The 16,109-nt window shown below is 47.5% G+C and carries 1 pseudogene; it reads right to left on the bottom strand.

Features of this window, described 5'->3' with window-relative positions:
• Positions 1-2 precede the first annotated feature (2 nt).
• Positions 3-16,093, bottom strand: a pseudogene (bamB, locus tag D368_RS03260) (bacillomycin D non-ribosomal peptide synthetase BamB).
• Positions 16,094-16,109: the final 16 nt, after the last annotated feature.

Here is a 16,109-nt window from a genome sequence, read left to right as displayed (position 1 = left end):
TTTTAGAAATTCAATTCGATTTCGTTTGCAAAGTGTTCACTTTTATTTACTTTCTCACTTAATTGAATTTCTTTTAAAGGAATCGATGGGTCTTTTATGATCGCCGACAGAATCATGGCGTAATCTTTGCTCAGCGTAGCGATGGTTTTCTGTTTAAACAGCTTCGTGCAGTACTCAAAGCTTCCTTGAATCTCGTGCGGATTCATCACGAAAGTCAGCTGTAAATCAAATTTGGCCGCCGTATTTGTTTGTTCATATGGTCTCACCGCGAGAGAGTCCAATTCGATATCCGTTTGTTCCGTATTTTGCAGAACAAACATCGTATCGAATAACGGATTACGGCTTAAGTCCCGTTTCACTCCCAGTTTCTCAACTAATTCTTCAAAAGGATATTCTTGATTTTCATAAGCTTTCAGCATCGTTTCTTTTGTTTCCGTTACATAGTCCATAAAGGTCTTTTCTCCAGCCGGGGCCGTACGGATGGCCAGCGTATTCACAAACATCCCGATAATATGCTGTAAATCTTCATGCATTCTTCCCGCAATAGGCGTACCGACGACGATATCTTCCTGACCGCTGTATTTCGCCAGCAATATGTTATAGGCTGACAGCAAGATCATGTAAGCGGTCGATCCGGTCAATTCTTCCATCTGTTTAATCCCCTGGACCACAGTCTCATCGAGAGCGAAATTGTATCGCTTGCCTTCAAAGCTTCGAATTCGCGGTCTGGCAAAATCTTTCGGCAGCTCAAATGGCGGGAGTTCCACATGAAATACATTCAGCCAATAGTTCTCCTGCCTTTTGATGCGTTCCCTCTGCTCCGCCTGCTGCTGCCATACAGTGTAATCTTTGTATTGAATCCGGAGCGGGGTTAATTCTTTGCCGTCATACAATTGAATCAGTTCTTCAACGAAAATATTCATAGAAGCGCCGTCTGAAACGATATGATGCATGTCAAACATGAACACATGTCTGTCCTGTTCTAATTCGATGAGCCCGGCCCGAAGCAATGGAGCCTGACTGAGATCGAAAGGCCGCACGAAATTGCGGAACAGCTCCTCGACCTGCTCATCAGCTGCTTTGTACCTTTCTATAGAGAAATCCGCCTGCGGCTTGATCACTTGCACCAGCTCTCCCCGAACCATTTCAAATCCGGTTCGTAGCGATTCATGGCGCTGGATCAGACTTTGGAACGCAGATTGTAAACGATTCATATCGATCCTGCCTTCCAATGTCAAAATTCCCGGCATGTTGTAACTTAGTTCTCCGCCTTCAATTTGTGTAGACAGGTAAACCATCTTTTGTACGGAAGATACAGGATAAACATCTTTGGCTTCTGCAACAGGAATTTCATCCGGTCCGCTGGTTTCCGCGCCCGCAATGACCCTCGCCATTTCTTCAACCGTCGGGTATTGAAACACTTCTCTCAATGAAATGCTTTTGCCGAATTGCTTATGGATCTTGGTAACGAGCGTCATCCCCCGTAACGAATGCCCGCCGAGATCGAAAAAGTTATCTTTGACGCCGACTTGTTCTAACTTCAATACTTCTTTCCAGATGTGAACCAGCTGCTCTTCCGGTTTTGTCCTTGGAGCAACATAGTCAATCCCGGTCTGCAAGCCTGCTTCAGGCAGCGGTAACGCGCTGCGATTCACTTTTCCATTGGAGGTTAACGGCATTTGTTCCAGTTGCATCAGGTATGAAGGAACCATGTATCCTGGTATTTGATCGGAGAGTTTTTCTTTAAGCTGATTGATCGGCAGTGACTTCTCCCCTGTAAAATAGGCATACAAATCGCTTTGTCCCTCTGCATTTTCTCTGGCCAGGATCACCGCTTCTTGTACATGCTCGATGTTGAGAAGAGCGGCTTCCACCTCGCCAAGTTCGATCCGGTAACCGCGAATTTTGACCTGATGATCCTTTCTTCCGGCATATTCAATGTTCCCATCCGGCAGGTAACGGGCAAGATCGCCTGTTTTATACATCCGCTCTCCGATTACAAACGGATCGGCCACAAACTTTTCACCCGTTAATTCAGGCAAGTTCAGATACCCTCGTCCTACTCCGTCTCCGGCGATGCACAGCTCGCCCTTTACACCTATAGGCAGCATCCGATCATGGGAATCAACAATATACACACGGTTGTTGCCCAGCGGCTTGCCGATCGGCACGTAACCGCCGTCGTCAGCGGATGCCAATGTCTCCGGTACGATATGGAAGACCGATGCATCCACGCAGGTTTCCGTCGGACCGTATACATTGGTTATGAGCGGCATTGATGACCCGTTCGAAGCGAACAATTCAAGCAATTGCGCCACTGTCGCCTGCGGGAGCGCTTCTCCTCCAATAAGCATGTGCCGGATCGTTACCCCATGAAGGCTGTCTGCAGCGATAAGCAATTGCAAATGTGACGGTGTTCCGTCTGTTACGTCAATGCGGTGGGTGCGATAATAGTTTGACAAGGCATAGCCGTCTGATACTGATGCTTTAGGGACGATATACAGTGCATGTCCCCCTAACAGTGCCGCGAAAATTTGCTTGACCGATGCGTCGAAATAGTACGGTGCCAACAGAGACACACGCAATCCCGAATCATAAGCACCGTACACTTGTCCGCGGAGCCCCTCCATCAAATGAAGTACCTGGCGATGCTCAATCAGCGTGCCTTTTGGTTTGCCGGTTGTGCCTGATGTGTATATCACATACGCCAAGTGATCCGGTCCGGCTGCCGTCACCAGATTCGAGCCATCCCCGCTGTTCATTCGTTCGTCATTCAGCAGTAAAATTTCTCCGGCAAAGGATACACGATCTTGTAAATGGGGCTGTGCCAGCAGAACCTTTGCTCCTGAATCCTCCAGAATATAGCGGATGCGTTCCTGCGGGCTGTCCGGATCCATCGGCACATACGCGCCCCCGGCTTTCAGGATCGCCATAATCCCCACGATCATTTCCAGAGAACGTTCTGCCAGAATACCCACAGGCTGGTCAGGCTGCACGTCTTCGCTTCTTAAAATCCGCGCCAGGCGGTTGGCCCGCTCATTCAGCTCACGGTATGTGAATCGGCTTTTCTCGTAAACTGCGGCCGTAAGTTCCGGCGTACGCTCCGCCTGCTCCTCGAACAATTGGTGAATTGTTTTGTCCCTTGGGCAGTCTATTGCCGGTTGGCCCCATCTCTCCACAATCTGCTCTTTCTCCTTCGCGGTGATCATCTCCAGCGATGAAAGCGGCGCCTGCGGATCATTCGCAATCGCCTCGATCAATTGGATAAAGTGCTTTGCCATGCGTTCCGCAGTTTCCTGCTTGTACAGCGCTGCCGCGTAACTGATCATACCTGTAATTCCGTCTTCATTTTCTGCCGCTTGGAACGTCAGGTCGAACTTCGCCATCGCATGGTTGTCCGGATAAGGGGTAAAACGCACATCATCGAGGCTCAATTCTCCCCGTTCTGTGTTTTGCCATATGAACATCGTGTCAAACAGCGGATGGCGGCTGAAATCCCGGGACACATTCAGCTTGTCCACCAGTTCGTCGAATGGATACTCCTGGTTTTCGTACGCTTTTAATGTATGCTCTTTGATTTCCTGCACGTACTCCCGGAATGTTTTTTCCCCGACCGGATTCGTTCGTATCGCCAGCGTGCCCACGAACATGCCGATTAAGCTTTCCAAATCCGAATGGGTTCTTCCGGCAATCGGGCTCCCTACTACGATGTCTTCTTGCCCGCTGTATTTGGCAAGCATGGTCGTATAAGCAGCCAGCAGCACCATGTACAGCGTGCTTTCGCTCTTCACCGCCAAGCCTTTCAGCTGTTCCGTCAGCTCCGGTCCGATAACAAACTCGATTTGTCCTCCTTCAAAGCTCCGCGCAGCCGGTCTTCCGTAGTCGGTTGGCATATCCAGCACCGGAACCTCTCCGCTGAACACATCCAGCCAGTACGCTTCCTGTTTCTTCATCCGTTCGCTTTGCATATCCGCCAGCTGCCACGCCGCATAATCTTTATACTGAACCCGCAATGGCGGCAATTCTTTTCCTTCATATAATGAAACGAACTCTTCAATCAAATTCTTGATAGATACGCCGTCTGAAATGATATGATGCATGTCAAACAGCAGCAAATGGCGGTCTTTTGCAAGCTCAATCAGTCCTACCCGCAGCAGCGGCGCTTTCTCCAAGTCAAATGCCCGCACAAACCCATGAACGAGGGCTTCCGCCTGTTCTTCTTTCGCCTGAGTGAATTCCACTGCAAATCGGACGTCGTCATAGATCCGCTGCACCGGTTCTCCGTCTATCAGTTCAAAGCCGGTACGCAGCGTTTCATGGCGCCGAATCAGCTTACGGATCGCCTTCTCGACAAGTTCCCGATCCAGAGCCCCATCGGCCCTCATGACACTCGGCATGTTGTAGCTCAGCTCTCCGCCTTTCAGCTGATTCAAAATGTACAGCCGTTTTTGCGCCGAGGAGACGGCATAGTATTCTTTTGCGTCAACGGCCGGGATAGATGTATATGCTGTGTGTTTCATTCCGGTAATCGTTTCTGCCATTTCTTCAATTGTTGGCGACCGGAACACTTCCCGCAGCGGCAGGCTGACCCCCATCTCTTTGTGCAGCTTCGCCGTCAGAGTCGTTGCCCGCAGCGAGTGACCGCCCATGTCGAAGAAGTTATCTTTCACGCCGATACGCGGAAGTCCAAGCACCTCTTTCCAGATATGCGCCACCTGCGCTTCCGCCGCTGTACGGGGAGCAACGTATTCGCCCCCCCGTTTGCACGCCTCCTTCTAGTGCTGGCAATGCTTTGCGGTCGACTTTTCCGTTTGCCGTGAGCGGAATCGATTCAACAAAAGCCCATTTCACGGGAATCATATAGTCAGGAAGGTTTTTGGCCAGATCTTTCCGTAATGCTGAAGGATCAGTCGCTTTTGAGACGCTGCAGTACGCGCACAATTCATTTTCACCCAAAGCGTTTTTTTGAATAAGGACGGCTGCTTCTCTCACCGCCGGGTGATTGGCCAATATGACCTCAACTTCTTTCGGTTCGATCCGGTAGCCCCTTATTTTCGCCTGATCATCAATGCGGCCGATGTATTCGATTTGCCCGTCCTCACGCAGCCTTGCCAAATCTCCGGTGCGGTACATAACGGCTCCCTCTCTGAACGGATCAGGCAAAAATTTCTCTCCCGTTAAAGCCGGGTTATTCGCATAGCCTCTCCCGGTATTTGCTCCGGAAATATACAGTTCTCCCGCAATGCCCAAGGGCTGAAGCTGTTTGTTCTTGCTGATGACATACATATTGTTATGGCATATCGGTTTTCCGATCGGCGGAAATTCAGGAATATCATCTCCCGGTTGAATGGTATACGTCGACACCACATGAGTTTCTGACGGACCGTAATGATTGTGCAAATGCAAGCCGTGGGTGCGGAGCACTTGCTGAAATAAACGGGATACTGTCAATTGTTCTCCTGCTGTAATCAAATGCTTCACACAGCGCGGAAATGAATATGCATAGCTCTCTTCGCTAAAAAGCATTTTGGCAAAAGCAGTCGGGAAAAAGACGATGTCCGTCTGATGTTTATTAATAAACGAAAACAGCTGAGCCGCGTCCCGCTTTATTGATTCAGGCACGATGTGGAGTGTGCCGCCGCTGAGCAGGGCTGAAAACAGCTCTTGATAGCAGACATCAAATGCCGGAGATGCGTATTGAAGCACATTGGTTTTGAAATCGATGCCTGAGTTTGTAAATTGGTCATACAGCAAATTGGCCATATTTCTATGTTCAAGCAGCACACCCTTCGGTTTCCCTGTCGTTCCTGATGTATAAATAACGTAAAGCAGATCCTCCGCCGTGTTTATCGTCTGCACATTGCTCCCGTCCGGTTCTGTCACCGCTTCTTCTATGAATGTGACAATCTGCGTTGCTGCCTCGGGGACTGACCGGTCTTTCTCTGTTACAACATGAGTGCAGCTGCTGTTTTCAATGATATAGCGGATTCGTTCGGCAGGGTGGCTCGGATCAATCGGAACAATGGCACCGCCCGCTTTTAAAATGCCTAAAACAGCAACCGCTAATGATGGTGAACGCCCGGCGATCACAGCCACCGGCTCCTGATGCTCCACACCTCGCTTTCGGAGAATCCGCGCGAGTTTATTGGCCGTTTCGTTCAGCTCTTTGTAAGAAATCTCCGCCCCTTCGTATTGAATTGCGATTTCTTGCGGCGTTTGTGCCGCCTGGCGTTCAAACATAGTATGAATCGTTTCGTATTCAGGCTTCTCTGTTCCCCCGGAAAGCGGAGTGAGCAGCTGTTCTTTTTCTTGCTGCGTCAGAAGTTCCATTTCTTCTATTTTGACAGACGGCTGCTGCAAAATTTGGTGAATGAGCTGTTCAAAATGTCCGCGAATCCGCTCTGCCTCTGATTGTCCATATTCATTTTGGTTGAAATCAAAATGAACGGTGAGTTGTTCGCCAGGGATGACAACTACATTAAAATCGTAATGGGTATGTTCTTCTATATGGAAATTCACGATATTTAAATCCGCAGCATCATGGCCCTTTTCGACTTGCTGCTCTATCGGATAATTTTCAAAGATCAGTATATGATCAATTAAGTTTTGCTTTTGTTCCGTTTGGGCCTGAATTTCGTATAAAGGATAGGTATCGTATGATTGGGAAGCCAGAGCGTTTTGTTGAACCATTTGCATCGTATCAGCAAAAGTGCTGTCCTCATCGCAGCGGATGCGAACCGGAATGGTATTGATGAACAGGCCGATCATCTGTTCTACATCAGGAATTTCCGCCGGCCTTCCCGACACGACACTGCCGAAGACAACGTCTTCTGACCCGCTGTATTTCTGTAATAAAACTCCCCATAACGTTTGGATCAACGTGTTTAATGTAACCTGATGCTGATTTGCGATCTGCTGTAATTGTTTTGTCTGTTCGTGATCAAATCGGCAGATCACATTGGCATAGGCGTATTCTTTTTGTTCATGCTGCTCTATTTTATGAAGAAGCGTGGTTTCACCTGTATATCCTTCAAGATACCCGCTCCAGTACCGCTTTGCCGCTCCCTGATCTTGGCGGTCAAGCCACTTGATATAGTCGCTGTAAGGAGCTGCCGATGACGGTTCTGGTTCCCTGCCTTCCTGTAAGGCGCGATAATGATCAAACACTTCCTTCGTGATAAGAGACAGGCACCAGCCATCCATCACAATATGATGGAAGCTCCAAATCAAATGATATTTGCGGTCTTCCATACGGAAAATCGCTATGCGCATCAGCGGATCCCGAGCCAAGTCAAATCCTTTTGCCTTATCTTCTCTTTGATAGGCTGCGATTGCATCCTCTCGCAGGTGCTCCTCTATGTCACGCAAATCTGCAAAATGAATTTGCGGTTTTTGCGTTTTATAGACAATTTGTAAAGGAGTATCGTTCCAGCCGCTGTAAAAACGGGTTCTGAGCACGGCGTATGTTTCAAATAATCGTTCAAGGCTTGCTTTAAACCAATCAATCTTTAATTCTCCCTGCAAATCGAACGATGCTTGTTCAAAATAAGAACTTGAGGCCTCGTCCAGCAGGCTGTGGAAGAGCATTCCTTTCTGCATCGGAGTGAGCGGATACACGTTTTCAACCTCACCTGCATGCGGCAGTTGAATGAGGAGCTGATCCAATTCGTCAATGGACATGCCTTTTAACAAAATATCGCTTGGCGTCAGTTCCGATTGTTCTTTATGAACGCAATGCGTAATGATTGTCCGCAGGCGGCTTTGAATCGTTTCCGATAACCGCATGATCGTTTCTTTTACGTACTGTTTGCTGCTGTAGCTGATCGTAAGCTTCAGCCGGCCGTCGGTGATCAATCCGTTTATATTCAATACATACGGTCTTTCTTGATCTCCGCTAGAGTCTGAACCGCAAGAATAAGAAGATAATTGAACCCCATGCTGCTGTAAATCTTGGTCAAACTGTCCCAGGTAGTTAAAGCTGATCTCAGGATTGAGTTTCAATGGCATTCCGCCGCTTAAGTACCTTGCTATTCCATATCCGATCCCTTTATGCGGAATTTGGCGCAATCCTTCTTTGGTCGTCTTGATATAATCAGAGATCTTTTTGCCCGGATGCGCGTGCAGCACAACCGGATACAGACTTGTAAACCACCCGACTGTGCGGGAGATATCTATATCTTGTATAATCTGTTCTCGGCCGTGTCCCTCTAAATGAATCGGAATTTGTTTCAGTCCTGACCAATGCGATATGGAAAGACCCAGAGAAGTTAAGAGCAAATCGTTTATTTCCGTGTTATAAGCGCGATTCGCTTGTTTTAATAGCAGCTCCGTTTCCTCTTTCGTCCATTCCACAGTTGCTGTTTCACTGTCTTTTGAAGTTGTATGGGTTTCATGAAAATCTTTAGGTAGCGGTTTGACTTCGGTTTGTTCGATCTTTGTCCAATATTCCTGTTCCTGTTTTATGGTTTCACTTTGCGCATATTCTGAAAGTCTCTTAGCCCATAATTGGAAGGAATCTGTTTTTTGCGGCAGTTGAATCACTCGCCCGTTCTCGGCTTGCTTGTAGCCGCTAACGATATCTTCCAGTAAAATGCGCCATGAAATTCCGTCTATAATCAAATGATGGATGGCAAAGAGCAGATGATCTCCATTTGCGCATTGAAACAACCCGGCTTTCATTAACGGCCCATCACTTAAACGCATACTGCTTTGTATCTCATCAGCTTTGGCTTCAATTGTCCGTCCCGGATCGGAATCTTCTTTCAGATTCAGGACTTCTAAGCGGTACAGTCCGCTTTGGGCGATTTCTTCATTCTGTGCCTCACAGCCATTTTCCGTAGTCCGGAACGTCATGCGGAGCGCATCGTGATGTTCAGCAAGCTTTTGCAGGGTTTGACGAAGCTGCGTTTCCTGAAAACCTTCCGGCGCATGCAGCATGACGGCTTGATTATAATAATGCTGATCTGTCGTTATTTGTTCGAAAAACCAATGCTGAATAGGAGTCAGGCTGACTTTTCCTTTGACCTCACCTTGATCGGCTATACGCAGATTCTGCTTGATATGCGGACTCAATTCTGCAATTGTTGCATATTGAAACAAGTCTTTGATTTCCATTTTGTATCCTTGCTGATTTAATCTGGAGGATACTTGAATGGATTTAATGGAATCTCCGCCAAGGTCAAAGAAATTATCAAGAATACTGACGTTTTCAGCGCCTAATACCGATTCCCAGGCAGAAACTAATATTTCTTCCGCTTTTGTTCGGGGAGCTTTATACTCTGCTCTGTCCTGCAGCTCGAAATCCGGAGCCGGCAGCCCTTTTTTGTTTATTTTTCCGTTAGAAGTTAAAGGCATTTCATCAAGCTCGATAAAATAAGCCGGAACCATATAACTTGCAAGGGTATGAGACAATTGTTTCCGGAGCCGGGCAGCCGTTGTTTGCCCGCCGCTTACGTAATATGCACACAATTGTTTAAACCCGTGGACATCTTCTCTGGCTGTAACGACAGCTTCCTTGATCGCTTCTTCTTGAAGCAGTGCCGCCTCGATCTCGCCTAATTCGATACGATAGCCTCTGATTTTCACTTGTTCATCTATTCTGCCCGCATATTCAATGTTTCCGTCCGCCAGCCACTTCGCCAAATCTCCGGTCTTATACATCTTCGCTCCGGGTTCAAATGGGTCATCGACAAATTTCTCTGCCGTTAATTCGGGACGGTTCAAATATCCTCTTGCCACACCGGCGCCGCTGATATAGATTTCTCCCGGCACTCCGATCGGTGCGGGTTTCATATTCTCATCAAGAACGTAAATGCTCGTGTTTGCCGCAGCGGTTCCGATCGGTACCGATTCCCGTCTGTCCTTTGCGGCATCATAACGGTAAATCATGCAGCCGACAACGGTTTCCGTCGGTCCGTACTCATTGCATATTTCAATCCGGCCTTCGAACTGTTCATGAATGCTGCGGGCTAACCGGGTGCTTAAGTTTTCCCCGCCCACAATCATTCTTCGGACAGCCGTTTGATCGGCAATGTTCATTTCTTTCAAAACCTGCAAATGGGCCGGGGTCAATTTAATGATATCCACCCTCGGGTCCCGCACAATCGATTCAAGCAGAGCTGTTTTATCCTCTCCGTCATAGACGATGATTGCATTGCCTGTGACAAGCGGCGTGAAAATAGAAGTCACCGTCAGATCAAAAGAAATTGACGAATACAATGGGAAGTTGGCTTTCTCGCCTTTTACATAAACCTCTTTCGCCCACCAAATATAATTGGTCAAGCCTCGGTGCTCGATTAGTACGCCTTTTGGCCGGCCTGTGGAACCTGACGTATAAATGACATATGCCAAATGGCTCACATCATTTATCGGAGCAAGGTCAGAGCCATCTTGGTGATAAGAACTTTCATCATCAAGTAAAACCGTGACGCCTTCGTAGGCGAGCTGTTTCCTGACGTCCCGCTGCATTAAAACGATTCCGGCTTGGGAGTCATCCAGCATATACCGGATGCGGTCTTGCGGATATTCCGGATCTATAGGGACATAGGCTCCGCCTGATTTTAAAACGGCAAGGATTCCGACCACCGATTCGATGCTGTTTCTTGTGATGATGGCTACAGGCTGATCCGTCTGCACTCCTTTCGCTCTTAACGTTCGCGCCAGTCGGTTGGCCCGCTTATTGAGCTCTCCGTACGTGAGCTGCCTGTCCTTATCAATGACGGCTGCTTGATCGGGCGTACGCTGCGATTGCTCTTCAAATAATTGATGAACCGGCGTCTGCGGAAACGGCGCGGCCGTGTCGTTAAGCGTCTGCAGAAGGGTTCTTCTTTCGCCTTCCGTTAACAATTCCGCTTGATCCACCCGGATATCCGCATTTGTCACGACTTGTTGCAGGATTTGCATGAAATGTTCCCGAACCCGCTCTATGCTTGCCCGATCATACACATTTGCATTGTATTCAAAAGAGATGTTCATCTCGTCGCCCGGTATAACGGTCAAATTAAAATCGTAGTTGGTCTGTTCTTCCATTTGTACGTTGGAGATCGTGATGGATGTTCCGTTTTGGCGGCCTATGCTTTCCATATACTGATCAACCGGATAATTTTCGAATATCATTAAATGTGTAATTAAATCTTGCTTTTGCGTTGTACGCGCTTGAATATCGTACAGCGGGTGCGTCTCAAATTGTTGAGACGCTACAGCCCTTTCCTGCGCCTCTTTCATAAGTTCGGCAAACGTTGTCCCGGCTTCACACCGGAACCGGACGGGAATGGTGTTAATGAATAAGCCGATCATGGTTTCCACGTTTGGAATTCCAGCAGGTCTTCCGGATACAACACTTCCAAACACAACGTCCCGGCTGCGGTTATATTTCTGCAGCAAAACCGCCCATGCCGTCTGCAGCAGCGTGTTCAGCGTGACATGATGCTGGCCTGCCGTCCGCTTCATTTTTGAAGTGAGATCGGAGCTTATGTCACACGTCACTTTTTCAGGAACGTATCGTCCGTCTTCCGCTGCATGGTGATCCTTAGGAAGGCCGGTTTGCTCCTCATATCCCTCTAAGTATTGATCCCAATAAGCCGTGGCCTTTTTCGCATCTTGCCGGCCGAGCCATTCAATATATTGACTGTACGGAGTAATTGATGATTGTTCAGGCTGCTTTTGCTGAAGCAAGGCAAAGTAATTCTCGAATATTTCTTTTGTAATCAGCGGCAGGCACCAGCCGTCCATCAAAATATGGTGGAAGCTCCAGATAAAACGGTATGTCTTTTCATCCGTACGAAGGATGAATAGCCGCATTAACGCGCCTTTTTCTAAGTCGAACCCCCGCATCTTATCTTCTCTGGCATACTGCTGAATCATCGCTTCTTTTTGTGATTCCTTCATCTCTCGTAAGTCATTGAATTGAAAACCGATTTTTTTCGTTTTGAATATGATTTGGAGCGGCTGATCCTTCCAGCCTCTGTAAAAATTCGTGCGGAAAATATCATATTTTTGCGATAAGCCGTCCAAGCTTTTTGAAAATGAATCAATCTCCAGATCTCCATGCAGATCAAACATCGTTTGCTGAAAATAAGCACCTGAATTCGGATCAAATAAGCTGTGAAACAGCATGCCCTTCTGCATCGGCGTTAATGGATAAATATTTTCCGCTTCGCCTAATTCACGCGTCTGCTCCAAAAGCTGTTCCAGTTCGTCGATTGAGATATCTTTTAACAGGATGTCACTTGGTGTGAGAGAAGTCTGCTGCCGGCTTACGCAATGCGCAATGACTTCTTGCAGACTTTCTTTCAACCCCCGGGCAAATTGCGCCATAGTAGATCTTTCGTATTGTTTGCTGCTGTAGCTCAGTGTCAGTGATAATGTCCCTTCGGCAATCATGCCGTTCAAATCAAGCACAGCCGTTCTCTCTTGATTTTCGTTCATCGATAACCCTGTGGAATATGGCGATATGCGCAAAGCCTGATGCTTCAGGTCTTGGTCAAATTGCCCCAAATAGTTAAACGATATCTCCGGATTCAGCTGCAGGCTGTCGGCTTCCGGATGCCCGGATATATATTTGATGATGCTGTAATTCATTCCTTTATCAGGGATGCGGCGCAGCCCTTCTTTTACGATCTTGATCCGCTGCGACAGGTCTTTTCCGGCTTCCATCCTCAGGACGACAGGGTACTGGCTTGTGAACCATCCTACCGTGCGGGAAATGTCAGCATCCGGAATAATCGGTTCTCTCCCGTGGCCTTCCAAATTCACGACAATGTCTTCCGTGCCTGTCCACTTGTGAACGGCCAGCCCTAGCGAAGTCAGCAGCAGATCGTTGATATCCGTGTTGTAGGCGCGGTTCGCTTGTTTTAATAATTGCTCCGTTTCCTCTTTTGTCCATTGAATCGTCACTTCTTCGCTGTCACTTAATAACGATCCTTCGCTGATAATGTCCTTAGGCAATGGCTGAGGCTTTATGCTTGAAAGCTCAGTCCAATAAGCAATCTCCTCTTCCATGTCGGTTTCCGCTGCATGCTTGGACAATTGATCGGCCCAGAATGGAAACGAATCTGTTTTTTGCGGGAGCTGGATCGTTTGTCCGCGTTCTGCCTGCTCATAACCGCTTGCAAAATCTTCGAGCAAAATACGCCAGGATACTCCGTCAATCAGCAAATGATGAATTGCAATCAGCAAATGATCTCCGTCCGGACATTGGAACAAACCGAGCTTCATCAATGGCCCTTTGTCTAATACCATGCTGCTTTGAATCTCATTCGCTTTATCGGCAATCGCTTGAGCCGGATCGGTTTTCCCTTTATAATTCATCACTTCCAGATGGTATAGTTCACTTTCATCTGTTCCTGTAATTCGCGGAGCGTATCCATCCGGCGTTTTTTCAAAAATCATCCTCAAGGCATCGTGATGCGACGCGATCTGTTCCATCGTCCGGCGAAGAGGAGCCTCTTTAAAGCATTCCGCCGAATATAACATGACGGCCTGATTGTAATGGTGTGCATGCGGCATGTTTTGTTCAAAAAACCAATGCTGAATCGGGGTCAGCTTGGTTTCGCCATTCACTTCTCCTTGATCAGCCACCCTGCTGACCGGCGCTACAAACTGACTAAGTTCAGCAATCGAGGGGTGTTTAAACAAATGCTTCATATCAACCTTGTATCCGGCTTGATACAATCTGGATGACACCTGAATTGACTTAATCGAATCTCCGCCAAAATCAAAGAAATTATCCAGAATTCCTATACGTTCTGCCCCTAATACTTCTTGCCAGATGGACGCCAGCAGTTCTTCTATTGTGTTCCGCGGGGCTATGTATTCGTATTCAGCCCGCGTATTTTCGTCAGCAGCAGGCAAAGCTTTCAGATCAATCTTCCCATTGGAAGTGAGCGGAATGCGTTCCAATGGGATAAAGCGGGAGGGAATCATATAATTCGGCAGTTCCCGGGATAATTCTTTTCTGAACTGCGCAGCGGTCAAAGAAGGCTCGCCGACATAATAGGCATACAATTGTTTGGCCCCGTCTGCGTCTTCACGCGCGACGACTGCGGCTTCATGAACGTTTTCCAGATTGAACATGGCTGCCTCTACCTCGCCGATCTCAATCCGGTAGCCGCGAATTTTCACTTGATGATCAATCCGCCCTAAATATTCGATTCTTCCATCCGGCAGCCATCTGGCGAGATCACCCGTTTTATACATCTTTTGACCAGGGACATGCAGATGCTCCACAAATTTTTCCTCCGTCAATTCAGGACGATTGAGGTAGCCGCGGGCCACTCCCGCTCCTCCGACATACAGCTCTCCCGGTACGCCGATCGGCTGGATTTGATGGTGCGCTCCTAAAATATAAGCTTGATGGTTGGCCACCGGGCTGCCGATTGTGATCTGTTCATCAGCGGACTGAACAGGGTGAAATGTAGATACCACGCTGTTTTCTGTCGGTCCGTATTCATTATTGATCCGAATGCGAGGCTGCAGAGAATGGAGCTTCTCAACTGTATCTGTTTCCAGCTGCTCACCGCCTACAACAACATGCTGAACATGGATGAAGTCCTCTGTGTTCATCTGTTCGATCATCGTTTTCAGAAGACGGGGAGAAGTTGAGAAATGAGTAATTCTCTCTTGTTTTATGGCATTTTGAATGGCGAAAGTTTCTTTATTCTCTTCATTAGGCAATAGGTGCAAAGTTGCCCCCGAGATGAGCGGGCCGAAGAAATTTAAAATGAACGCATCAAAAACATACGGGTACAAGACAAGCACGCGATCCGCCGGAGAATGCTTAAAAAACGCCTTCTTCCATTGGAGCGAATTCACAATGCCGCCGTGTTCAACCATGACTCCTTTCGGCTTTCCTGTTGTACCCGACGTATAAATGACATAGGCTAAATGGCTGTGTCCCGCTACTGGTGATAACAATGAGCTATCGGCATGGTATGATGTTTCATCATTCAAATCAATCACCGGGCCGTCAAAGGTGAGACTGTTTTTTAAATGACGCTGAACAAGGAGAACGTCTGCATCTGCATCATGAAGCAAATATTGAAGCCGCTCTTTTGGATATTCAGGATCCAGGGGCACATAAGCGCCCCCTGCCTTCCAAACGGCTATAATGGATACGATCATCTCTAATGAACGATCAGCGAGTATGGCGACTAACGTATCGGGTTGAACCCCGCAATTACGCAATGTTCTTGCCAAACGGTTCGCCTTCTCATTCAGTTCCCTGTACGTCAAATGGTCGTTTTAAACTTGACGGCCGCATGCTCAGGAGTTTTTCTGCTTGCTCTTCAAATAATTGATAGACTGTTCTGCTCCCGGAGAAATCTCTGGCGGTATCATTAAAATCAAACAATAGCTTCTGTTTTTCCGCTTCCGGTAAGATCTCTGCCGTATGGATCGCGGCTTGAGGCTGAAACAGGATCACAGACAGCAGCTGATCCAAATGGGATACAATTTGATTGATATAGCGCTCATCGTACAGATTGCCGTTATAAAAAAGTTTCAAATGAATCCCGTTGTTCTCCAAATCAAAGTGAAACAGCGTATCGGCTGCAGTATCTTCTTTAAATTGCAAGGAATGAATTTCGTTAAGCGAAACGACGGTATGAATCAACGGCAGATGCTCGTCATTGTATTGCACGCTCAGATGCTGAACCATTTTTCTAAACGGCAGGTTTTGATTTTTCAGAGAATCATTAACGGCTTCTTTCAGCTGTCCGAATACGGTTTTAAATGTACTCTCGTTTGAAAGCGTATTTTTTAAGAGGACAATGTTGTTAACGGCTGACTGGCCGGCTTTTTGCTTCGATACCGTCGGAATGCCAAGAATCAGGCTCGTTTGATCCGTATATTTATATAACAAGCATTCAATACCCGCCAATAAAATCAGATAGGCCGCCATATCGGAATGATTCGCCATTGTCATGATTCTTTGAGATACTTCCGGAGATAAGGAACGGCAGATGCATTTTTCCTGGTAGCCGGTACGGGCCAACGACGCTTTATCCGCTGCTTTAAAGTAAGGGAATGCGCTTAGTCCGTCTTCTTCATCAAACAGGTTTTCCCAGTACGTTTCTTGGTTTTTAAATACCGACATTGGAGCACCTCATTTT

Source organism: Paenibacillus lentimorbus NRRL B-30488 (assembly GCF_000411595.1).
Classification (GTDB): Bacteria; Bacillota; Bacilli; order Bacillales; family Bacillaceae; genus Bacillus; species Bacillus velezensis.
The sequence above is the reverse complement of the archived record's forward strand: the minus strand, read 5'-3'. Positions and strand labels throughout refer to the sequence as shown.